The sequence below is a fragment of the Arthrobacter sp. CJ23 genome (genome assembly GCF_024741795.1).
In the GTDB taxonomy this organism is placed as follows: Bacteria; Actinomycetota; Actinomycetes; order Actinomycetales; family Micrococcaceae; genus Arthrobacter.
Map to the genome: position 1 here is coordinate 1,690,941 of NZ_CP102950.1, position 22,802 is coordinate 1,713,742.

General features: G+C 66.4%; 13 protein-coding genes and 1 pseudogene. 8 read left to right on the forward strand and 6 right to left on the reverse strand.

Annotated features, from left to right (window positions below; translation table 11 throughout):
• From recN to NVV90_RS07545, 7 genes are all read left to right on the forward strand, one after another.
• Entirely contained in the window at window positions 1-1,737 is a 1,737-nt protein-coding gene (recN, locus tag NVV90_RS07515) for a DNA repair protein RecN (protein ID WP_258440555.1), read from the forward strand.
• Window positions 1,738-1,932: 195 nt separating this feature from the next.
• Window positions 1,933-3,678: a CTP synthase gene (locus NVV90_RS07520; RefSeq protein WP_258440556.1), complete on the forward strand. Its 1,746-nt coding sequence runs from the start codon at window positions 1,933-1,935 to the stop codon at window positions 3,676-3,678.
• Window positions 3,679-3,706: 28 nt separating this feature from the next.
• Window positions 3,707-4,366 (forward strand): NUDIX hydrolase, encoded by a 660-nt coding sequence (locus tag NVV90_RS07525; protein WP_258440557.1) that lies wholly within the window; start codon window positions 3,707-3,709, stop codon window positions 4,364-4,366.
• A gap of 357 nt (window positions 4,367-4,723) precedes the next feature.
• Window positions 4,724-5,239, forward strand: coding sequence for an NUDIX domain-containing protein (locus NVV90_RS07530; protein WP_258440558.1), 516 nt, complete (start codon window positions 4,724-4,726; stop codon window positions 5,237-5,239).
• 335 nt (window positions 5,240-5,574) lie between these two features.
• Window positions 5,575-12,438 (forward strand): DUF11 domain-containing protein, encoded by a 6,864-nt coding sequence (locus tag NVV90_RS07535; protein WP_258440559.1) that lies wholly within the window; start codon window positions 5,575-5,577, stop codon window positions 12,436-12,438.
• Window positions 12,439-12,610: 172 nt separating this feature from the next.
• Entirely contained in the window at window positions 12,611-13,117 is a 507-nt protein-coding gene (locus NVV90_RS07540) for an RNA polymerase sigma factor (protein ID WP_258440560.1), read from the forward strand.
• 2 nt (window positions 13,118-13,119) lie between these two features.
• Entirely contained in the window at window positions 13,120-14,412 is a 1,293-nt protein-coding gene (locus tag NVV90_RS07545; protein WP_258440561.1) for a hypothetical protein, read from the forward strand.
• Between the two features lie 103 nt (window positions 14,413-14,515).
• On the opposite strand, the gene NVV90_RS07550 is transcribed toward NVV90_RS07545, so the two are convergent.
• From NVV90_RS07550 to NVV90_RS07575, 6 genes and pseudogenes are all read right to left on the reverse strand, one after another.
• Window positions 14,516-15,655 carry a bifunctional 2-methylcitrate synthase/citrate synthase gene (locus tag NVV90_RS07550; RefSeq protein ID WP_258440562.1) on the reverse strand — a complete coding sequence of 380 codons (1,140 nt, stop codon included), beginning with the start codon at window positions 15,653-15,655 and terminating at the stop codon, window positions 14,516-14,518.
• A 35-nt stretch (window positions 15,656-15,690) separates the two neighbouring features.
• Window positions 15,691-16,596, reverse strand: a complete 906-nt coding sequence (prpB, locus tag NVV90_RS07555; RefSeq protein WP_258440563.1) for a methylisocitrate lyase — start codon at window positions 16,594-16,596, stop codon at window positions 15,691-15,693.
• Window positions 16,597-18,117, reverse strand: coding sequence for an MmgE/PrpD family protein (locus tag NVV90_RS07560; protein WP_258440564.1), 1,521 nt, complete (start codon window positions 18,115-18,117; stop codon window positions 16,597-16,599).
• Window positions 18,080-18,768 (reverse strand): annotated as a pseudogene (locus NVV90_RS07565) (GntR family transcriptional regulator). Before NVV90_RS07565 ends, NVV90_RS07560 begins: the two are co-directional and overlap by 38 nt.
• 154 nt (window positions 18,769-18,922) lie before the next feature.
• Window positions 18,923-19,636, reverse strand: a complete 714-nt coding sequence (locus tag NVV90_RS07570) for a response regulator (RefSeq protein WP_258440566.1) — start codon at window positions 19,634-19,636, stop codon at window positions 18,923-18,925.
• A complete protein-coding gene (locus NVV90_RS07575) occupies window positions 19,633-21,276 on the reverse strand; it encodes an ATP-binding protein (protein ID WP_258440567.1) in 1,644 nt (547 codons plus the stop codon). Before NVV90_RS07575 ends, NVV90_RS07570 begins: the two co-directional genes overlap by 4 nt.
• Before the next feature lie 138 nt (window positions 21,277-21,414).
• Here NVV90_RS07575 and NVV90_RS07580 point away from each other — a divergent pair, with 138 nt between their 5' ends.
• A complete protein-coding gene (locus NVV90_RS07580; RefSeq protein WP_258440568.1) occupies window positions 21,415-22,770 on the forward strand; it encodes a cation:dicarboxylate symporter family transporter in 1,356 nt (451 codons plus the stop codon).
• Window positions 22,771-22,802: the final 32 nt, after the last annotated feature.

The window sequence follows — 22,802 nt, forward strand, 5'->3', positions numbered from 1 at the left end:
ATGCTGGAAGAACTCCGAATCCGTGACCTCGGTGTCATCGCCGATGCCACGCTCCCGCTGGGCCGCGGCCTCAGCGTCGTCACAGGCGAAACCGGCGCGGGTAAGACCATGGTGGTCACCGCCGTCGGGCTCCTCCTGGGCGCCAGATCGGACGCCGGGGCGGTGCGCAGCGGCGCCAAATCTGCCTCTGCCGAGGCCGTACTCAAACTCGACCCTGTGCACGACGCCGTGGCCCGCGCCCGCGAGGCGGGCGGCGAGGCCGAAGAGTTCGACGGCGTGGCCGAACTGGTCCTTGCCCGTACCGTCGGCGCCGACGGACGCAGCCGTGCCTTCGTCGGCGGGCGATCCGCGCCCGTAGGCGTGCTGGCCGAAATCGGTGAAAGCCTGGTGGTGATCCACGGGCAGTCGGACCAGATCCGGCTCAAGGGAGCCACCGCGCAACGCCACGCCCTGGACCGCTTCGCCGGGGCGCCGCTGGCCAAGGTCCTGGGGGAGTACCAGGAACTTTTCGCCCACTGGAAATCGATCCAGGGCGAGCTGGAAACCCTCCGTGGCGAGGCCAGAGAACGCCTGCGCGAAGCCGAGTCCCTTGAAGTCGCCCTCGCCGAAATCGACCAGGTGGACCCGCAGCCCAGCGAGGACGAGACCCTCAAGGCCGAGGCCGTCAAGCTCGCCAATGTCGAGGAACTCCGCCTCGCGGCCGCCGCGGCGCATGAAGCCCTTATCGCCGAGGAGTTCGGCGACACGGGCGACGCCACCACGCTCGTGGACGCGGCCAAGCGCACGCTGGAACACGTTGCCGAACATGACGAGGAACTAGGGGCCGCGGCGGCCCGCCTTGCCGAGGTGGGCTTCCTGCTCAACGACATCGCCGCCGACCTCTCCAGCTACCAGGCCTCCCTCGACACCGAGGGCCCGGAGCGGCTGTCGGAGATCGAGGAACGCCGGGCCGCCCTGGCGAAGCTGATCCGCAAGTACGCCCCGAGCATCGACGAAGTCCTCGAATGGGCCGAAGCCTCCCGGGCACGGCTCGATGAACTGCAGGACGACTCGAGCAGGATCGAGGCCCTCGACGCCGAGGTGCTGTCCGCCGAGGCCACCCTACGGAAACTGGCCACGGACATCAGCAAGGCGCGGCTCAAGGCCGCCAAGGACCTCTCGGCCCGTGTCAGCGCGGAACTGAAGGCCCTGGCCATGGCCGATGCCACGCTGGTGATCGACGTCGAGGCCGGCGGCCAGCTGGGCCCGCACGGTGTGGACGAGATCGCCTTCCTGCTGCAGCCGCATTCCGGCGCCCCGTCACGGCCCCTGGGCAAGGGCGCCTCGGGCGGTGAGCTGTCCCGCGTCATGCTCGCCATCGAGGTGGTGCTCGCCGCCGTGGACCCCGTGCCGACGTTCGTCTTCGACGAGGTCGATGCCGGCGTGGGCGGCCGGGCCGCGGTGGAGATCGGACGCCGGCTCGCGATGCTGGCCCGCCACGTCCAGGTGCTGGTGGTCACCCACTTGCCGCAGGTGGCCGCCTTCGCGGACCAGCACATCCGCGTCACCAAAACCTCCGTCCGGGGCGCTGACGGCAAGACCGCCACGGGGTTCACCTCGAGCGATGTGCAGCTGCTGGACGCAGCGGAGCGCGTCAAGGAGCTGGCGCGCATGCTGGCCGGCCAGGAGGACTCCGAATCGGCGCGTGCCCATGCCCAGGAGCTCCTTGACGACGCGAAGCTGCTGCCGCAGGCCTGAGGTGTTTCGGCTCACGTCATGGCAGGATCGGCAGTGGACGTGTGGCGGGGCCTCCATGGCCCAACAGTGCCGGGCTTCCTTTGGTGGCGCCGATCCGGGCGGATCCGCCGGTGCGTACCCTTGCTCCGGGGGCGCTCCGTAAGCCACCATTGAACATTTGGGAAATCAGATACGGACGCTTGGAAGGCGCAATTGATGATAAGCTCGAACTCCGTGGTGCAGCGATCAAATTCCCGTGTAAATTCCCGGTTCCCGGGCTCGTCCAAGACGACCAAACACATCTTCGTTACCGGCGGTGTGGCGTCCTCGCTCGGCAAAGGACTGACGGCTTCGAGCCTCGGCCACCTGCTGCGGGCACGCGGTTTGTCTGTAACTATGCAGAAGCTCGATCCCTATCTGAACGTGGATCCGGGCACGATGAACCCCTTCCAGCACGGCGAAGTCTTCGTGACTGACGACGGCGCCGAGACGGACCTCGACATCGGGCACTACGAGCGCTTCCTCGACGAAAACCTCGAAGGCTCAGCCAACGTCACCACCGGCCAGATCTACTCGACGGTCATCGCCAAGGAACGCCGCGGCGAGTACTTGGGCGATACCGTGCAGGTCATCCCGCACATCACCGATGAAATCAAGCGCCGCATGCGCCTGCCCGCCGAAGGCAAGAACGCCCCGGACGTCATCATCACGGAAATCGGCGGCACCGTTGGCGACATCGAGTCCCAGCCCTTCCTCGAATCCGCACGCCAGGTCCGCCAGGACGTGGGCCGCGGTAACGTCTTCTTCCTGCACGTCTCCCTGGTGCCCTACATCGGCCCCTCGCAGGAACTGAAGACCAAGCCGACGCAACACTCCGTTGCCGCGCTGCGCTCCATCGGCATCCAGCCCGAGGCGATCGTGATCCGCTCCGACCGCGAAGTCCCGGACGCCATGCGTGAGAAGATCGGCCGCATGTGCGATGTCGACATCGACGCCGTGGTCAACGCCGCCGATGCCCCCAGCATCTACGACATCCCCAAGACGCTCCACGCCCAGGGCCTGGACTCGTACATCGTGCGTGCCCTCGACCTGCCGTTCAAGGACGTCGACTGGACCAAGTGGGACAAGCTCCTCGAAGCCGTCCACAACCCGAAGCACGAGGTCGAGGTTGCCCTGGTCGGCAAGTACATCGACCTGCCGGACGCCTACCTGTCCGTGACCGAGGCCCTGCGCGCCGGCGGCTTCGCCAACGAGGCCAAGGTCAAGATCCGCTGGGTCCCCTCCGATGAGTGCGAGACCCTTGCCGGGGCCACCAAGTCCCTGGCCGGCGTCGACGCCATCTGCGTGCCCGGCGGCTTCGGCATCCGCGGCCTTGAAGGCAAGCTCGGCGCGCTGAAGTTCGCCCGCGAAACCAAACTGCCGGTCCTGGGCCTGTGCCTCGGCCTGCAGTGCATGGTCATCGAGTACGCACGCAACGTGGTGGGCCTGGAAGGCGCATCGTCGAGCGAATTCGAGCCGGACTCCAAGTACCCGGTCATCGCCACCATGGAAGAGCAGCTGGACATTGTGGGCGGCAAGGGCGATCTGGGCGGCACCATGCGCCTTGGCCTGTACGAGGCCAAGCTGCTTGAGGGTTCCGTGGTTGCTGAAACCTACGGTTCCACCAGCGTGAGCGAACGCCACCGGCACCGCTATGAGGTCAACAACAAGTACCGCGAGCAGATCGCGGCCGAGGGCCTGGTGTTCTCCGGAACGTCGCCCGACGGCAAGCTTGTTGAGTACGTCGAACTGCCCCGCGAAGTCCACCCGTACTACGTGGCCACGCAGGCGCACCCCGAGCTCAGCTCCCGCCCCACGCGTCCCCACCCGCTGTTCGCCGGCCTCGTCAAGGCCGCGCTGGACCGGCGTGAAGACGCCGCCGCGGCTGCAAAGCCTGCTGCCCGCAAGGTAGCTGCCAAGTAACGCAAGCACGACAACGAAGGACGGCGCGATGCCCGGCATTTCTGAAACCCCCACGTCACGGCAGGTTTCGGACGTGCCGAGCCCGCGCCGTCTTTTGTCGTCCAGCACGGTCTACGAGGGCCGGATCTGGGATGTCGTCAGCGACGCCTTCCAGCTCGGCGAGGACACAGGCACCCTGGTGCGCGACTACATCGACCACCCGGGGGCCGTGGCGGTCCTTCCCATGAACGACGACGGCGAGATCCTCCTGCTCAAGCAGTACCGGCACCCGGTGGGGATGGACCTTTGGGAGATTCCGGCGGGCCTGCTGGACATTGAGGGCGAGGACTTCGTGGTGGGCGCGGCCCGGGAACTGGCCGAAGAAGCCGATGTCACAGCGGCCACGTGGAACGTGCTGGCGGACTTCTTCAATTCCCCGGGTTCCTCCAGCGAGGCCATCCGGATCTACCTCGCCCGCGGCCTCGGGGAGGTCCCGGAGGCCGAACGGCACGTCCGTACCGATGAGGAAGCCGAAATCGAGCTCCGCTGGGTCCCGCTCACCGATGCCGTGGCGGCAGTCCTGGAAGGGCGCCTGCACAACCCTTCTGCCGTCGTCGGGATCCTCGCAGCCGCGGCGGCGAAGGCCGACGGCTTCGCGAACCTCCGCCCGGCCGACGCGCCGTGGCCGGCACACCCAAGCCAGCGCTGAGCCCCAAGCCAGCGCTTTCGGCCCCAGGCGGGTACGAACCCTAACCCAGCGTTGAGCGGAGCCCTACCGGGGTGCGCCAGCCCCACCACCACCCGCCGCAGCTCGGGCAGCCCGCGCAGGAATTTCCTGGGCACCCTTGAGTTGGCCGGGCTCTGGCACCAGCCGCGGAGCCTGCGAAGGAACCACGCGCAGCGCACGATAAAGGCCAGCCACAGCACCGAGAAGACCAGAGGAACCGCGGCCAGCAGGAGGTTCAGTCCCAGGGACGGCCCCACTGTAGCAAGGCAGCGCTGGACGCCCGGGGGCTTCCTGCGCCGCCTTGCCGGAGCTGATCCGGCACCGAAGTAGGCTGGGCCCATGACTGCCGTACACGTGACCCTTTGCTTCCTGCTCCGCGACGGTGTGGACGGGCAGGAAGTGCTGCTCGGAACCAAGAAGACCGGCTTCGGGAGCGGCAAAGTGGTGGGCGTCGGGGGACACCTGGAAGTGGGGGAGACGGCCCTTGAAGCGGCGTGCAGGGAAGTGCACGAGGAAGTCCATGTCACCGTGGTCCAGCAGGACCTTGTGTTCGCCGGGACGGTGGACTTCGTGTTCCCCCGCAGGACCGAGTGGAACATGTTCACCACGGTCTTCCTGACCGGGAAATGGGAGGGCGAACCCTCCGAGAGCGATGAAATCGCGCCCCGCTGGTACGGCGTCGAGACGCTGCCCGTTGAGCAGATGTGGGCCGACGCGGAGCACTGGCTGCCGGCCATGATTTCAGGCCGGAAGCTTGCCGTCAGGGTGGTCCTGGCTGACGATAACGAGAGCGTCGCCGAGGTCCACACCTCCGTCTGCGGGGATTCTGCGACGGGCCTCCAGCCGGGGCTCTGACCCCCTTCGGCAGCTTCGCCGCTTGGCCCCGCGCTTACCTGCTTGCCGCCCGCCGATTCGTGGCCAAGTAGTACCCGTCTTTTCCGGGAGTGCTACTTGTTAATCGATTTTCTCCCGAAAATTCGGCCTAACTGAGAGTTGGCAATCGTTATTTGCCGACAGCTCAGGCTTGCTTTCCCGATTCCAGGTGTATGGTCTGTGCTGTACGGACCAGGGAGCTGGGGAGCTGCCCGTTCAATGTTGTCACGGGGACAGGCACATTGAACTCGAGACAACTGATAGAAGCGCCGGACTGACTGGCGCTTTTTGGGGCCATCAGTTTCCCGGGAGATGTCATGAGACATGCAGCATCCCGCCGGCGTCCTCTACGCCGCGGTTTCGTCACCATTTTTTCAGCCCTGGTCCTGGCCATCGCCGGACCCTACGGCCTCATGTCACCAGCCTTCGCCGCCCTTCCAGGGCACACCGCAGGCGGCGACTTCACCAAGTTTGAAATCGAAGGACCGGGCGGTGCAAACCGCGCCGGGACGAACGACTGGGCCGGCATTGCAGCGGCACCCTATGGGCCGTACACCACCGCCCAGGGCCGGCAATCCACGGGCATTGTTGGGTACCGGAACATGCCCGACGCTTGTGGAGCCGTGACCGACCCGAGCCAGGCCGTGGGCGGCACGCACCTCGACGATGACTGGGTCTTCACGCCAGGCGCGATTTCGCCCACCAAAGCGGATCTATGCGGGTCCGAGATGGCCTACGAGATTGTCAACGTGGCGGGCCAGCTGCACTACGTGCTGTACATGGACTGGAACCGGGTGCCGGGCAACAGCGGCGTGATGAACACCTACTTCACCGTCAACGGACCCTTCGATCCGACCCCAGGTAATCCCTTCAACAAGGACGGCCGGGCGGACGACAAGCTCGTCCGCTTTTTCCACACCGAGGGGGGCGGCGGCGCCAATGCGGTGGGCGTCGGGACTTGGAACGGCAGTGCCTGGGTATTCTCGGATGTCACGGCTCTGGCCGGTACCCAGCCGGGAGTTGATGTACCCACCAATGCCATCTTCGGCGAACTGGCCATCGACCTCACGGCCTCAGGCGTCCTGCCGCAGGACGTGTGCGGCACGGTTGCCCTGGGCGGCGTGCTGACGGATCCCGGCGGAGGCAACCCCACGCTGAAGGACCTCCTGCAGCCTGCTTCCCCCTTGACGATCAACACCTGTTCCAGCATCAGCATCACCAAGGAATCAAACCCTGCCGGCCTCACCGGAGCCGATGTCTTCGGGTACACGCTGGACCAGGCAGACCAGCAGGACGCGTTCGGCCCTGACCTGACGGTGCAAGGAACCGGTGCAACCCTGGACCAGCCGGATCCGGCGATGATCACCTCGGCCATCAAGGTGGGTGAAACCCACATCTGGAGCAATGTGCTCGCGCAGCCGGACTACCGGCTCCGGGAAACCACCTTGCCCGCAGGCTGGGCATTGGTCAGCGTCAAATGTACGTGGTGGGATCCATTCGCCTTGCCCTCGGGAGTGCTGCGTACCCAGGAAGTCGTGACCGCCAACCTGAACAACGTCACCCAGCTCTTCCAGGTTCCGCCCAGCGGGGTGGACAACGGAGTCCAGACATCCTGTGTCATCACCAACGAATCCTCCGGCGTCGTCATCAACAAGACCGGTGCGGGCAACACCAATACGGTGTTCAACTTCGATGTCACGGGCAAGGGATCCATCCCGCTGACGCTCGGGGACAGCTCGGGACTGTTGGCCTTCACCCCGGGAACCCAGGTTTCCATCAGCGAGCTGGTTCCTGCCGGGACGCCCAGCTGGGTCCTGCAGGGCATCGTCTGCCTTGACGGGCAGCAGCAGCCGGTAGGAACGGTCGCAGGTTCATCGGTCGGCTTCGCCACAATCGGCGGACAGATCATCACTTGTACGTTCACCAACAACCAGAACGGCCAGATCGTCGTCGCAAAGGATGGCCGCGGCAAGACCGCCACGGACACCTTCGGCTTCGACACCACCTACGCGAACAACGCCGCCGCTCCGGACGGAACGGCAGAGTTCTCGCTGCAGATCGGACAGTCCAACGCCTCGCCGAACCTGGCACCGGGTGCCTACACGATCGCCGAGCTCCTGACGGCAGCGAACACGCAATACGATCCCGACTATGCGCTGGTGAACATTGCCTGCGTCATCACCATCACGGGTTCGGGCGGATCCACCGCCACCGGTTACGTGCAGGGCAATCTGTCGACCACGGTGACCCTGGCCGCGGGCGACGCCGTCACCTGTACCTTCACCAATGACCAGCAGGGCCGCCTGATCGTCAAGAAGGCAACCACCCTCCGGGACGGCACGTTCAGCTTCGACGGACGTGACAGCCAGAACACCCAGCTGATCAACGGCAACATCACCACCGTGAACAACGTCACAGAGGCGGGCGATGAGCTCAGCAATGACGTCAACCCCGGCGTGTACTCCGTCACCGAGTCCACCTCCGAGCTGTACTGGAGCAAGGTCTCGGCCACCTGCGTGGACGGAACCACCCCGCTCGCCGGAACGGCCTTCGACCCGGCCACCGGGGCCTTGAGCAACATCAACATCCTGCCTGGGCACATTGTCACCTGTACCTTCACCAACGCGAAGCAGACAGCCAACGTCAAGGTGGCCAAGCAGCTGACGCCGGCAGCCGATCCGGGCAGGTTCGATCTGAACATCAACGGCGTGCCGCAGGGCAGCCCCGGCGGAGTGGGCAACGGATTCGTTTCCAACCCGGCCGTGGTGGTTGTCCTCGGTGAAAGCGTCACCGTCTCCGAGGCGGCCCACGCTGGCACCAACGGAAGTTGGTACTCATCCGTGCTGGTCTGCGACAACGGAATTGTGCCGGCGAACAACACCGGGATGTCCGGCAACTTCACCGTCACGTCCCCGGACGTGACCGTCACCTGCACCTTCCAGAACACGCGCAAGTCGGCCCAGCTGACCCTGACCAAGGAATGGGTCAATGGGCGGGCGGGCGACCAGGCGTCGCTGGGTGCCGCCGGAAGCAGCGGGCTGTCGCCCGACGCCGCCGGAAGCTCCACGGCACCGGCCACCACCACGCCAGCCGTGCTCACGGTCTACGCCGGCGAAACGGTGAACCTCGGGGAGGTCCTGGCTCCGGCCAACGTGGGCTCCTACGCCACCTCGCTGAGCTGCGCGGGTGCCGATGGGCTGAGCTACACCCCGCCGGCCCCCACCGGCAGCTACGCGGTGCCGCCCACGCCGGCCGCCGTGACGTGCACGTTCACCAACACGCGCACCAGCGCGGTTCTGACGCTCCAGAAGCACTGGATCAATGGCGCACAGGGGGACACCGCCGATCTGGACATCACTGCCCAGCTCGGACAGTCGCCCGCCGCCGGGGCCGCGTCCGTTGCCATCGGAAGCGCCCAGTTCGCGGACACCGCCAAAACCGTGACGGCAACCGTGCTGTCGGGGGAGACCGTCTCCCTGGCGGAAGCCCTCGGCGCCGGAAACCTTGGTTCCTACACCTCCAGCCTGTCCTGCAGCGCGGCGGGCCTGAACCCGGAACCAACGCCGGGACTGAATGGTGCGTACACCATGCCCAAGACCGCTGCGCCGGTCACCTGTACCTTCACCAACAACCGGACCAGCGTCCAGCTGACGCTCGAAAAGGAATGGATTGACGGGGCAGACGGCGACCGGGCCGTCCTGGGTGCGGCGTCGACGTTCCCGGGGCTCCCGGAAGGGTCTGAATCCAACGGCCTCCCGGGCAGTGAAGTCGATTCCCCGGTCAAGACCGTGACGGTTCTCTCCGGCGAAACCGTGGGGCTGACCGAGTCCCTCGATGCGGCCAACGACGCGGCCTACGCCACCTCGCTGCTCTGCACCGGCGCCCCTCTGACATACCAGGGTGGTGCCCTCTCGGGCAGCATCGTGGTACCGAAGGCAGCCACCGGGGACATCGTCTGCAGGTGGACCAATGAGGCAGGCCGCGGCACCATCGTGATCGTCAAGAACGTGGAAGGAGCCGACGGCACCTTCGACTTCAGCGGAAACTGGGTCGACCCCGAAACGGGCACCCCGGTCAACAACTTCCAGCTGACCACGGACAGCGGCACCAGCAGCCGGACATGGACCGGTGTTGTGGTCCCCAAGGACGGCAGCCCGTTCACGGTCACGGAAATGGATCCGACGCCCGGGTATGACGGCACCAATCTGGTGTGCTCCGGCAACCTTGCCGGAGACACCAGCTCGGCCCAGGGCCTGGTGGGCACCATCGACCTCGATCCAGGGGAGACGGTGACGTGTACCTACACGAACACGCAGCGCTCCACGATCGTGATCGTCAAGGACGCCGTTCCGGACGACGACCAGGACTTCACGTTCAGCGCCACCGGAAGCCCGCTGCCGCCGTCGTTCATTCTCGACGACGACGCGGACGGCACCCGCTCCAACACCTTCACGTCAGCACTGCTGCCGGCCAAGCAGCCGTACACGGTCAATGAAGTGGCAGTGCCGGGATGGACGCTCGACCTGGCCGCCTCCGCCTGCAGCAACCAGGTTGCGGTAACGGCCAACGGCGTCTCCCTGACCCCGGCTCCGGGGCAGACCATCACCTGCACTTTCGTCAACCGTGCGGCCCCGGGAACCATCCAGGTGACCAAGTCGGTTGAGGGCGTCGCGGATGACTACGCTTGGACCTTCGACATCTCCATCTCCCCGGTGGAAGCCGGAGCGACGAGCCCGCAGGAAGCTTCGGGCACCGGAGACGGCGGCGACACCGTTTCGTTCGCCCCGCTGGTCCTGAACAAGCAGTACACCATCACGGAGGAAGAACCGGCTGCCGGCTGGACCCAGGGCGCAATCACCTGCTCCACCGGTGCGGATGAGAACCCGCAACTGGCCGGCTTCCAGGTGACCATCACCCAGCCGGGCCAGCTGATCACCTGCGGCCTCGTCAACACCGCCGCACCCGCCGACGTCGAGGTCACCAAGACGGTCACCGGCGTCCTTCCGGACTACGCCTGGTCCATCCCGTTCACCATCTCGCCCGTTCCTGACGGCGAGACGGGCACCAAGAACGCGACGACGGCGGACCCGACCGTTGGGTGGGAAGGCCTGCTGACCGGTGAAAGCTACAGCATCACCGAACAGGTCCCCGCAGGCTGGACGGGCGGAACCATCACCTGCACGGTCACGCATGCCGACGAGTCCACCGAGGACGTCGGGAACACCATCCTGGTGGAGGCCGGCGACGGCATCGCATGCGCCGTCACCAACGCGGTGCTGCCCGGCGAACTGACCATCGTCAAGACAGCGGTTGGCGGCAACGGCTCGTTCGACTTCACCATCACCGGGGAAGAGAACGGCGTCGAAACCGAGGAAACCATCGTGACGGCGGACGGCACCGGGACGGCCACCGTGGCCCTCGTCCCCGGCGTCCACTACACGGTCAGCGAGGTGAACCCGGGCTCCGGCTGGACGATGGGACAGCTCAGCTGCACGCTCAACGGACACGCAGTGGGCATCCCGTTCACTGTCGGACCGGACGCAGACATCGGCTGCGCCATCACCAACACGGCCAAGGGCAGGATCGTCATCGTCAAGAACGTCGACGGCGCCGATGGCACCTTCGGCTTCAACGGCAGCTGGACGTCCGGAACCCCGGCCCTGGCTGACGGCGGCTTCGACATCACCACCGAGGAGGGCACCGGAAGCCAGACGTTCATGGACGTCCTGCCCGGCAGCTACACGGTGGCCGAGGACAGCCCCTTCCCGGCCTACCTGTCTCGTGTGCTGTCCTGCTCGGACTCCATGGAAAGCGGAACCGCCAGCACCACCGATGGACCGAACAGGACGGGCAACATCAAGCTGGATCCGGGCGAGACGGTGACCTGCGTGTTTGAAAACACCCAGACCGCCACCGTCATCGTCGACAAGGAATCCGTTCCTGCGGCCGACCCAGCAGTGTTCGCCTTCCAGTGGTTCCTGCCCAACAGCGAGTTCGGTGAGACCTTCACCCTGACGGACACCCAGGAACCCAAGGTGTTCACCGGACTCAACCCGGCCCAGGACTGGGGCGTCACTGAAATGGCCGAAGACGGCTGGCGGCTCCTCGGGCTTGAATGCCTCAAGGGCGGCGAGGTGTTCAACGGCGCCACTGTCCACGGAACGGAGGCGATCCTGAACCCGGCACCGGGCGACGTGATCAGCTGCACGTACACCAACGGCAAGCGCGGCCCCGTGGACATCAGCAAGACCGTCACCAGCGGACCGGTCAAAAACGCCGATTCGAGCTACACAGTGACGTACAGCATCAGGGTCAGCTCGGCGTCGTTTGTCACCGAACAGTACAAGCTGACGGACAAGCTGGCCTTTGGCGACGGCATCACCGCCACCGAAGCCAGTGCGGCCAGCACAGATGCTTCGGTCAATCCCGACTGGAACGGCACCACGGTCACGCATCTGACCGCGGCGCCGGTCACCATCGACCCGGATGCGGTCCACACCTATACGGTGACCACCACGTCCACGATCGCCCCGGCAACAGGATCGGATGCCAGGGATTGCACCCTCGGGGAGGGAGATGACGGCACAGGCTTCCTGAACAAGGTGGAACTGACCGTGGTTGACGGCACAGGCGGTGAAGCCGAAGCCTGCGTTTCCGCGCCGGACGAGGCCGACGTGGCCGTCGTCAAGACCGGTACCGAAAAGGTCCTGCTGCCCAACAAGGGCGGCTCGGCAGCGATTTCCTACACCCTCAGAGTGACCAATAACGGTCCCACCGAGGCCAGGGACGTCGTGGTCAAGGACACCATGCCGGCCGATGTCACGGCGGACGCGCTCGCTCCGTCCGCCGGAAGCTGCATCAATTCTGCAACGTCGTTCATCTGCAACCTTGGCCTGATGGCCGTGGGACAGGAGATCACCATCGGGGTCAAGGCTTCGATCACCGACTACATGGGCAATGGCCCGTTCACCAACGTAGCGGTGGTCACCACCTCAACCCCTGAGACCGTGACCGGCAATAACAGGGCCACGCACGTGACCACGGTGGAACGTGCGGCGCTCGCCGCCACGGGCACCGGAGTCACCGCGTGGTTCTGGCCGGCTGCGGCCCTGCTGTTGATCGGGACGTTGCTGGTCGTCGCCGTCAGGCCCAAACGGCGGCGGGCCTTCCGGACCGCATAGTGCGGAAGTGCCTAACGGACCGCCTGCAGGTTCCTGCAGGCGGTCTGTTGCGTCCGGACACATTGTTGGACAAATTGTTGGAGAAATTCCCGGGCAGAGGTGTAAGAAGACGCCTCGGACGGGACACTTAGTCATTAAAAGTGGGGTCATCCGGAGGATCGGGGGATAAGCCATGCTGGCTGCCGATGAGCACGAATTCCTTGCCTTGCACACGCAGCATTTCACTCGCGTTTACCGCTACATCGCCTACCGCATCCAGGACCAGTCCCGGGCCGAGGAACTCGCGGCGGACGTTTTCCGGATCGCGTGGCAAAAGCGCTCGGCGGACGCCCCGGGCATCGGCTGGCTCATCGCCACCGCCCGCAATGTGCTTGGCAACGAGTACAAGGGACGCCGCCGCCAGCAACAATTGCGGGAACGCCTGGAAAGCGAGGCGCGCCTACGGCAGGACAGCGACGCCGGCTCCACCGTGCGGCAGGAGGTCGCCGAGGTCCTGACCCAGTTGAGCGAGCGGCACCGGGAGGTGCTCATGCTCAGCTATTGGGACGATCTCACCACCGCGGAACTTGCTGAAAGCCTCGGCTGCTCTGTTTCCGCCGCCGGGGTCCGACTGCACCGCGCCCGGCAGGCCTTCGCCAGGATTTCCCCCGCACACCTGATGACCGAACGGAAGGGCTAGCCATGGACCGCATCGAGCAGCTCATGAAGGATGCACGGCCACACGTGGATGAACCGCAGGCCGCCGCGGGATTCGAATCGGCCCGCTCGATCGTCTTCAGCGACGATCCCAATGTTGTGTCCCTTGCAGTACGCAGGCAGCGCAGGCCGGCGCGCCGCACCACGGTCCGGGCGGCTGTCGGCGCACTCGCCGCCGCCGCGGTCCTTGCCGCCGCAGTCGTGGTCGGCGGAAATCTGTTGGCACAGCCCACGCCGTCGCCCGCCCAGACCGGCACGCCGACACCGCTCCATACCTCCACGGCCGGCCCCACGCCGACGCCGACGGCGAGCGTGCCGCCCGTCCTGACGAGCAACGGGGTGGAGTGCACGGTGGCCAACATCGACCAACAGCTCAATGACCAGCGGCGGGCCATCGCACCGATCCCGGCGGCGGACCAGAAGTACTACACGGTGCTGGGTTGCGCCGAGGGCTGGCTGGCCTACTCCGTTTCCGACGAGGGCGCCATGGCCCTCCAGTTGGACGGCGGCAACGCCTGGTATCTGATCGCCAGGCTGCAGAACGGCCGCTTCCTCAGCGACTTCCAGCAGGAATGGTCCAGCGTCTTCAGCTGGAAGTTCCAGGCGCTGAGGAACGACGTCTCGCAGAATGGCCAGGTCCTCGCGCCGCAACAGGCCATGGACCAGGAGTTCGCCGTCAAGGGCATCCCCGTGGAGCTCCGGCCACAACTTGTGGGGGAGGCGCCCGGTCCGGACGCGCTGGGCGGAAGCCGCTTCGAGCTCCACTCCCAGGGCTACACAATGGGCTTCGACTACGCCGACGCCTTCACCGTCCAGCACACGCCCGGCACGGATCCGGACGGGGAGCTGTCCTTGCAGGTCCTGGACAGCGCTGGCAAGAGCACGGCGAAGCTGGTCTTCGGAGCGTCGGCGGGCATGGACCCGGGCATCTCCTGCGGCCCCGGCGGCAACTTCGAAATCCTTGAGTCCGTGCCGCTCCAGGAGTCTCCGGACGCTGCGGCCCGGATGGTCTACGGGGTCTTCAAAGGGGAGCAGCTGTACGGGGCGCTGTTGCTGGCCCGGGTGAGCGGTGCGGGCAGCGCGGAGTGCACCTTGACTCCTGTGCAGCTGGGCGGACTGAAACTCACGTTCGGCACCGGGATCCAGCGGTCCGACGCCGGCGCCGGTGCCGGCTGGGTGTTCGCAGACGTGGAGGCGGCCAAAGCCTGGCGGGCCACGGAACGCTATAACCAAGTGGCCACGCTGCTCGCTGCCTTGCGGGTGGCGCCGCAGGGTTGAGACAGGAACTGAACTGGGACAGGAACGACGGCGGGCCAGCCACCTGGGAAGGTGACCGGCCCGCCGTCGGGCGTTCAGGGAACCGGTTGGGAGCCGGTGGGGACTACGGCAGGTGCCGCTCGTCCACGCCGTTGTATTCGCTCAACGGCCGGATCAGGGAGTTCGAGGCCTGCTGCTCCATGATGTGCGCGGTCCAGCCGGTGATGCGGCTGGCCACGAAGATCGGGGTGAACGTCAGGGTGTCGAAGCCCATGAGGTGGTAGGTGGGCCCGGCCGGGTAGTCAAGGTTCGGCTTGATGGCCTTGGCCTCGTCCATGGCCTGCTCCAGGCCGTTGTACAGCCCCAGCAGCTCCGGGCGGCCGTAGTGGGCGATCATCTTGTCCAGCGCGGCCTTCATGGTGGGGACGCGGGAATCGCCGTGCTTGTAGACGCGGTGTCCGAAGCCCATGACCTTCTTCTTGTGGGCCAGGGCGTCCTCCATCCAGGCCTTCGCCCGGGCGGCGGCGTCCTCCAGCGATTCCTCGGGGCGGATGCCGATCTCGTCGAAGGTGTGCATCACGGCCTCGTTGGCGCCGCCGTGCAGCGGTCCCTTGAGGGCGCCGATCGCGCCCGTGACGGCCGAGTGCAGGTCGGACAGGCTGGACGTGATCACGCGGGCCGTGAAGGTGGAGGCGTTGAAGGAGTGCTCCGCATACAGGATCATCGAGACGTTGAAGGCCTCGACGACCTCGTCCACAGGATCTTCGCCGAACGCCATCCACAGGAAGTTCGCCGAGTAGCCCAGGTCATCCCGGGGCTCCACGAGATCCTGGCCGCGCCTCCGGCGCTGATCGTAGGCCACAATCGCCGGCATGGCCGCCCACAGATCGATGGCCTTCTTCATGTTCGCTTCGGGTGAGGAATCCTCGGCCAGAGGATGCCGGGCTCCCAGGACCGACGCCGCAGTCCGGCACACATCCATGGGGTGGGCGGTGGTGGGCAGCGTGTCAACGACCTGCTTGACCACCGGATCAAGGGCGCGGCCGGCACGCTCGCGGTCAGAGAAGGCGGTCAGCTCGTCAGGGGTGGGCAGCTCGCCGTTCCACAGCAGGAAGGCCACTTCCTCGAAGCTGCATCTGGCGGCGAGCTCCTGCACCGGGTAGCCGCGGTAGAGCAGCGAATTGGTATCCGGGTTGACCTTGGAGACTGCGGTGTAGTCCACCACCACGCCGGCCAGACCCTTCTTGATATCTTCAGCAGCCATGCTGAACTCCTTCGTTCTTTCGTGGATCCCAGGTCCTAGCGGACGCCGGGAATCTGGAAGTTGAAAACGCCAGTATCGAAGTGGTTGTAGGCCTCGTAGTCCACGAGGTCATAGAGCCGCGCACGGGTGAGCATGTTCTCCACCTGTGCTTCCTGCGACCCTGTGGCCTTGATCGTTTCCAGCGTACGCTCTGCAGCTCCCATGGCAATGCGCAGCAGGGTGACCGGGTAGATCACCATGTTCACGCCCACGCTTTGGAGCTGCCCGACGGTGAAGAGCTCGCTTTTTCCGAACTCGGTCATGTTGGCCAGGATCGGCACGTCCACCGCGTCACGGATGGCCTGGAACTCGCCGAGGTCCCTCATGGCTTCCGGGAAGATGGCGTCGGCGCCGGCGTCCACCAAAGCCTTGGCCCGGTCCTGGGCGGCTTCGATTCCGTCCACGGCGCGGATGTCGGTGCGGGCCATGATGAGGAAGTTCGGGTCGCGGCGGGCGTCGGCGGCGGCACGGATGCGTTTGGCGGCCGTGTCGACGTCGACGACGTTTTTGCCGTCCAGGTGCCCGCAGCGCTTGGGGTTGAACTGGTCCTCGATGTGGCAGCCGGCCAGGCCGGCGTTCTCGAGTTCCTGGATGGTGCGGGCCACGTTCATGGGCTCGCCGAAGCCTGTGTCCGCGTCCACCAGGGAGGGCAGCTCGGTCATGCGGGCGATCTGCCCGGCGCGGGTGGCGACCTCGGTGAGGGTGGTCAGCCCGATGTCCGGCAGGCCCAGGTCATTGGCGAGCACGGCGCCGGAGATGTAGACGCCGGCGAAGCCTTTTTCCTCGATCAGCCGTGCCGAGAGCGGGTTGAACGCGCCCGGGAACTGGGCGATGGTGCCGGAGGCCAGCAACTCGCGGAGCCGGATCCTTTTCTGCTCCGGGGTGGTGGTGGAGTAAAGCATCTAGAACAGTCCCTTCGGTGCGTTGCTGAGGTCGATGACGCCGGGCGCGGCCGTGATGTTCAGCTGGTCCAGCTCACCCGGGCCCAGCTCTGCCAGGGCCTCGGCTGCGGCAAGGAAACGTTCGATTTCCTCCTCGGCAACCAGGCCCGCGGCGAGGGTGCGGAACTTGTGGATGTACTGCTCGCGGGCGAACGGCCGGGCACCGAGCGGGTGGGCGTCGGCCACGGCGATCTCATCGGTGACTACGGTCCCATCGGTGAGTGTGATGACAACAGTGCCGCCGAAGGCCTTCTCGGCGATGTCCAGCGAGTGGTAGCGGCGGGTCCATTCGGCGTCTTCCACGGTGCTGACCTTGTTCCACAGCTCCACGGTGTCGGCACGGCCGGCACGCTCCGGGGTGTAGGAGTCAACGTGGTGCCAGGAACCGTCCTGCAAGGCCACGGTGAAGATGTAGGGGATGGAGTGGTCCAGGGTTTCGCGGCTGGCCGTGGGGTCGTATTTCTGCGGGTCGTTGGCGCCGGAACCGATCACGTAGTGGGTGTGGTGGCTGGTCTTGATCAGCACCGACTTCACCTTGGACGGGTCCGTGGCCTCGGGGTGCTCGGCGTGCAGCTTGCGGGCTAGGTCGATCCAGGCCTGGGCCTGGTATTCGGCGGAGTGTTCCTTGGTGTAGGTGTCCAGGATGGCGCGCTTGGCTTCGCCGGCCTCGGGCAGCGGGACCTCGTAGGAGGCGTCCGGGCCGTCCAGCATCCAGGCGATGACGCCGTCCTCGCCTTCGTAGATCGGCACCGGGGAGGTCTGGCCGCGCATGGCGCGGTCCACGGCTTCGACGGCCATCTTGCCCGCGAACGCGGGGGCGTGGGCCTTCCACGTGGAGATTTCGCCCTTGCGGGACTGCCGGGTGGCCGTGGTGGTGTGCAGCGCCTGGCCCACGGACTGGAAGATCGTCTCGACGTCCAGGCCCAGGAGCGTGCCGATGCCGGCAGCGGCGGACGGGCCCAGGTGGGCCACGTGGTCGATCTTGTGCTTGTGCAGGCAGATGGCCTTGACCAGGTTGACCTGGATCTCGTAGCCGGTGGCGATGGCGCGGATCAGGTCCGCGCCGCTGGCCCCGACGTGCTGGGCGACGGCGAGGATCGGCGGGATGTTGTCGCCCGGGTGGGAGTAGTCCGCCGCCAGGAACGTGTCGTGGTAGTCGAGCTCACGCACGGCCACACCGTTGGCCCAGGCAGCCCACTCGGGGGAGACCCGGTCCGTGATGCCGAAGACGCCGGCGCCCTTGCCGTTGGTGGTGGGTGCGTGGGTCAGTGCCTGGGCGCGGGCCGCGACGATGGGGCCGCGGTTCAGCGAGGCGATGGCCACGGAAGCGTTGTCGATGACCCGGTTGATGACCATGTCCGTGACCTCGGGGGCGACGGCGACGGGGTCGGCGGCGACCACGGCGATCTTGTGGGCCAGCTGGTCCTCGCGGGCAAGGTTCTCTTCACTCTTGTAAACGCGGACGTGGTTGAGCTTGACCATGGTGCTCCTTTAGTGAGGTGAGTGGGTTGCTTTGACGTGGGAAAGACTGCGGTGCAGATGCACCGTGGTGGCCGCCTCGGCGAGCTTGGCGTTGCCGGAGGCGATGGCCTCGGCGATCGCCGCGTGCTCCAGGGCGGCCGCGTTGAGGCGCCGGGAATCGTCGGCCGCAAGGCGGCGGACACGGACCAGGTGGACGCGCAGGCTGCGCATCGCCTGGGCGAGGTAGGAATTGGAAATGGCGGCGTCGATCGCTTCATCAAGGCGCCCCACCAGGGCGTAGTACTCGTGCCTGGCCGGATCGCTTTCCCTGATCAGCTCGGGCGCCCGCAGGAGGTCTGCGTGCAGCTGCTCGAACACCGAGCGTTCGCCGCGTTCGGCAGCGAGGGCGGCGGCCTTGCCCTCCAGTGTTTCGCGCAGTTCGAACATCTCGTCGATGTCGTCCAGGGAGATGTCGGTGACGACGACGCCGCGGCCGCCCGCCGCCGTTGTCAGCCCCTCGGCACTGAGCCGGCTGAGCGCCTCCCGGACCGGGGTGCGCGAGACGCCGAGGCGTTCTGATTGCTCCACTTCGGCAAGGACCGTGCCCGGCGCCAGGCGCCACTCGATGATGTCTTCGCGAAGCGCTGCATAGGCTTTGTCGCTGGCCCGCATGGTCCTCCCCTCAATCCGTGGATAAGCATCAGTGTATACACGGAAGGTGACAGATTGGGTGTTTTTGGCCAGATTTCTTGAAAATGCCCTAGAAGTACCGCTCTATGTATACATAATTTCCGCCTGTGTATACACGGTGGCGAGGAGGCTCTGCCTAGGGCCGGTTCCAGCCGTATTCGTTTTCCGGGCGGCCCGGGGTGCCGTAGCGCGGCGCCCGGGTGACAACACCGGCGTCGGCCAGGTACTCCAGGTAGCGCCGTGCCGTCACGCGGGACATGCCCAGCGCTTCCATGACCTCGTTCGCGGAGACGGCCTGCTGCCGCCCGCGCATGAGCTCCTTGACCGAGTCCAGTGTGGATGTGGACAGGCCCTTGGGGAGTGGAAGTTCCGTGGGCGCGCGCAGGCTCGCGAACGCCTGGTCCACATCGCTTTGGGAGGCGCCGGCCCTGGAAATGCCCGACGCCGACGACGCCAGCTGTTCGCGGAAGGCCCGGTAGCTCCCGAGCTTGTCGGCGAACGTCGCATAGGTGAAGGGCTTGATCAGGTATTGGACCACGCCGATGGATACGGCGCTGCGCACAATGCTGAGCTCGCGGACGGCGGTGATGGCGATGATGTCGGCGGGCAGGCCGGCGGCGCGCATCCGGCGGGCCACGTCGAGCCCGTGCAGATCGGGCAGGTTCATGTCCAGGAGCACCAGGTCCACGGGGGTTCCTGCGGCGGCGAATTCGCCCATGATCCGCAGGGCGGACTGGCCGTCCGGGGCGGTTCCGGCGAGGACAAAGCCCGCCATCCGGCCCACATACACGGCGTGGGCGTCGGCGGCGACGGGTTCGTCTTCGACCACCAGGACGCGGATTTCTGTCATGCGGATTCTTCCTCGTGGTCCGGCGCGGGCAGCACCACATGGAACTGGGCGCCCCCGGGGTTGCTGATGGTCATCGTGCCGCCGAGCCGCTGGACCGCCTGACGGACCAGGGCGAGCCCCACTCCGCGGCCATGCCCGCCGCGTGGGGGACCGGATGCCTTGGTGCTGAAGCCGTACTGGAGAACGTCATCAACCATACCGGGATCCAGTCCTGCGCCGGAGTCCCGGACAACGAACTCCAGGGCGTCGAGGCCCGACGTGACCACCAACTCCACCTGGCGCGGGGCCTCCGCCGCTGCAGCGGCGTCGATCGCGTTGTCCAGGAGGTTGCCCAGGATGGTCACCAGGTCCTGGACGTCCAGTCCGTGCGCGCCGGTGCTGCCCGAGGTGCGGACCAGCAGTTCGACGCCCCGCTCATGGGCTTCTGCCGCCTTGCCCATGACAAGCGCGCTCATGATCGGCTCGTCCACGGAGGACAGCAGCTCATCCGTGAGCTGCTGGCTGAGTTCAAGGTCCTTGGTGGCAAAATCCAGCGCCTCCGGAGTCCGGCCCAGTTCCATCAGCGAGACCAGCGTGTGCAGCCGGTTGGCGTGTTCGTGGGTCTGCGCCCGCAGGGCATCCGAAAGGGTTTTCATGGTCTGCAGTTCCGTGCCGAGCGACTCAATTTCGGTGCGGTCCCGGATGGTCGCCACCGAGCCGTACACCGCCGGCTTCTGGCGGCTGCGTGCCGGCACGGGGCCCACGGCCGGTGCCTGGTTGACCACCAGGATGCGGGAGCCCGTCAGGTGGATCTCGTCGTGCGCCGTCCGTCCGGACTGGAAGAGCGCTTTCAAGCTGCCGTCGAGCGGCAGCTCCGAGAGCCGGGGGGCGGCATCCGGCGCCCGGTCGACGTCGGCAGGCTCCAGTCCCAGCAGCTCCGCCGCCTGGTCGTTGTACATCACGGCCTTGCCCTGTGTGTTGAAGAGGATGACGCCTTCGCGGACGGAATGCAGCACGGATTCGTAGTAGGCGAAGAGCTGGGCGAGCTGCTCCGGCCCCCAGCCCCGGGTGACCGAGCGCAGGTACCGGCCCAGGGCCCAGGAGGCGAAGGAGCCGGCCAGCAGCACGGCCAGGGCGATGGCCCCAACGGCCAGCAGCCGCTCGGAAACCGCGACGTCGACGGTGCGGACCGTGACGCCGGCGGCCACGAGTGCCTTCACGCTTCCGGCGGCGTCCTTGACCGGGACGATGGTCCGGACGGATGGCCCCAGGGTTCCGGCGGTGACTTCCGTGAATGATTCGCCCCGGAGAGCCGGCTCAATCGTGCCGATGTAGGGCTTGCCCAGCTCCGCCGGGTTGGGATGCGTCCAGCGCGTCCGGTCCGGGGCCATGATGGTGATGAAGTCCGTGTCTGCGTCGTCCAGGAAGGCGGTGGCATAGGGCTGGAGCATGGCCGAGGGGTCCGGCAGGTCGGCGGCCTGCAGCACCAGGGGATTGGCGGCGACGGCGGCCGCGACGGCCCGCATCCGGTGACCGGCGTCGTCGTAGGCCCTGTTCCTGGCCTCGATCACGGCGGCCGCCCCGAATGCGGCCGTCAGCAGCAGGACGAACAGCAGGTTCGCCACGAAAAGCCGCCGGGCAATGCTCCAGCTCTGAAACACAGTCACCTCCATGACCAATATGACCGCAACCGTGATGCATGTCACTGGCGGCCCAATGATGGATATCACAGAAGGACGGCGGAATGGACACAAGTGCAGGACCGCAGCGCCTTACAGAGTATCCAAAGGAGTAATCCCATGACCTCTCAACGAGGAGAGTCGGCACAGCACACCAAGGGTGGACGCAAGGGGCTCGACAAGTCGCACTACCTGTACATCGCGGTTATCGCCGCCGTCATCCTGGGCGCACTGGTCGGCTTGCTGTTCCCGGAGGTCGGCAAGTCCCTGAAGCCGCTGGGTGAAGGCTTCATCAAGCTCATCAAGATGATGATCGCCCCCGTGATCTTCTGCACCATCGTCCTGGGCATCGGGTCGATCGCCAAGGCCGCCACGGTGGGCAAGGTCGGCGGGCTCGCATTGGGCTACTTCGTGGCCATGTCCACCTTCGCCCTGGGCATCGGCCTGGTGGTAGGCAACCTCATCCACCCGGGCGAGGGCCTGAAGCTGGCGCCCTACGATCCCACCAAGAAGGCCGCCACCGACAGCACCGTCGACTTCCTCCTGGGCATCATCCCCGGCGATATTCCCGTTCTGCCCACGCTGCTTGCCGCGATCCTGGTCGGTTTCGCGCTGCAGAAGATGGGCAAGCAGGGAGCCCCCGTGCTGAAGGCCATCGGACATGGCCAGACTCTCGTCTTCCGCATCCTCATCATGATCATGTGGCTGGCCCCGGTGGGCGCCTTCGGCGCGATCGCCGCCGTCGTGGGTGCCACCGGCGCGCAGGCCATCCTCAGCATGTTCACCCTCATGGTGGCGTTCTACATCACCTGTGCACTGTTCATCGTGGTCATCCTGGGCTCGCTGCTGCGCGTGGTGGCCGGGGTCAACATCTTCAAGCTCATGAAGTACCTGGCCCGCGAATACCTGCTGATCTTCTCCACCTCCTCCTCCGAGGCCGCCCTTCCCCGCCTGATCGCCAAGATGGAGCACCTGGGCGTGTCCAAGCCGGTTGTCGGCGTCACTGTCCCCACGGGCTACTCCTTCAACCTGGATGGCACCGCCATCTACCTGACCATGGCTTCCCTGTTCGTGGCCAACGCCATGGGCACTCCGCTGGACCTCGGCGCCCAGGTATCCCTGCTGGTCTTCATGATCATCGCCTCCAAGGGTGCCGCCGGTGTCACCGGCGCCGGCCTGGCCACCCTCGCCGCAGGCCTTCAGGCACACAAGCCCGAGCTCCTTGGCGGCGTGGGCATGATCGTGGGCATCGACCGATTCATGTCCGAGGCCCGCGCCCTCACCAACTTCACTGGCAACGCCGTGGCCACCGTGCTCATCGGCACCTGGGTGAAGGAGATCGACAACGGCCAGATGGGCCGGGTCCTGTCCGGCGCCGAGCCCTTCGACGAGCAGACCATGATCGCCCACGGCGCCGAGGCCGTGGAAGCGGAAGCGGAGGCCGGAACGGAATTGCGCGAGAAGGTTCCTGCCTGACGACCAGCTGCCTCTCAGCTGCCCTGCTGAAC

Coding starts and splice junctions, on each gene's coding strand:
- recN (WP_258440555.1), top strand. CDS start 1: ATGCTGGAAGAACTCCGAATCCGTGACCTCGGTGTCATCGCCGATGCC.
- NVV90_RS07520 (WP_258440556.1), top strand. CDS start 1,933: ATGATAAGCTCGAACTCCGTGGTGCAGCGATCAAATTCCCGTGTAAAT.
- NVV90_RS07525 (WP_258440557.1), top strand. CDS start 3,707: ATGCCCGGCATTTCTGAAACCCCCACGTCACGGCAGGTTTCGGACGTG.
- NVV90_RS07530 (WP_258440558.1), top strand. CDS start 4,724: ATGACTGCCGTACACGTGACCCTTTGCTTCCTGCTCCGCGACGGTGTG.
- NVV90_RS07535 (WP_258440559.1), top strand. CDS start 5,575: ATGAGACATGCAGCATCCCGCCGGCGTCCTCTACGCCGCGGTTTCGTC.
- NVV90_RS07540 (WP_258440560.1), top strand. CDS start 12,611: ATGCTGGCTGCCGATGAGCACGAATTCCTTGCCTTGCACACGCAGCAT.
- NVV90_RS07545 (WP_258440561.1), top strand. CDS start 13,120: ATGGACCGCATCGAGCAGCTCATGAAGGATGCACGGCCACACGTGGAT.
- NVV90_RS07550 (WP_258440562.1), bottom strand. CDS start 15,655: ATGGCTGCTGAAGATATCAAGAAGGGTCTGGCCGGCGTGGTGGTGGAC.
- prpB (WP_258440563.1), bottom strand. CDS start 16,596: ATGCTTTACTCCACCACCACCCCGGAGCAGAAAAGGATCCGGCTCCGC.
- NVV90_RS07560 (WP_258440564.1), bottom strand. CDS start 18,117: ATGGTCAAGCTCAACCACGTCCGCGTTTACAAGAGTGAAGAGAACCTT.
- NVV90_RS07570 (WP_258440566.1), bottom strand. CDS start 19,636: ATGACAGAAATCCGCGTCCTGGTGGTCGAAGACGAACCCGTCGCCGCC.
- NVV90_RS07580 (WP_258440568.1), top strand. CDS start 21,415: ATGACCTCTCAACGAGGAGAGTCGGCACAGCACACCAAGGGTGGACGC.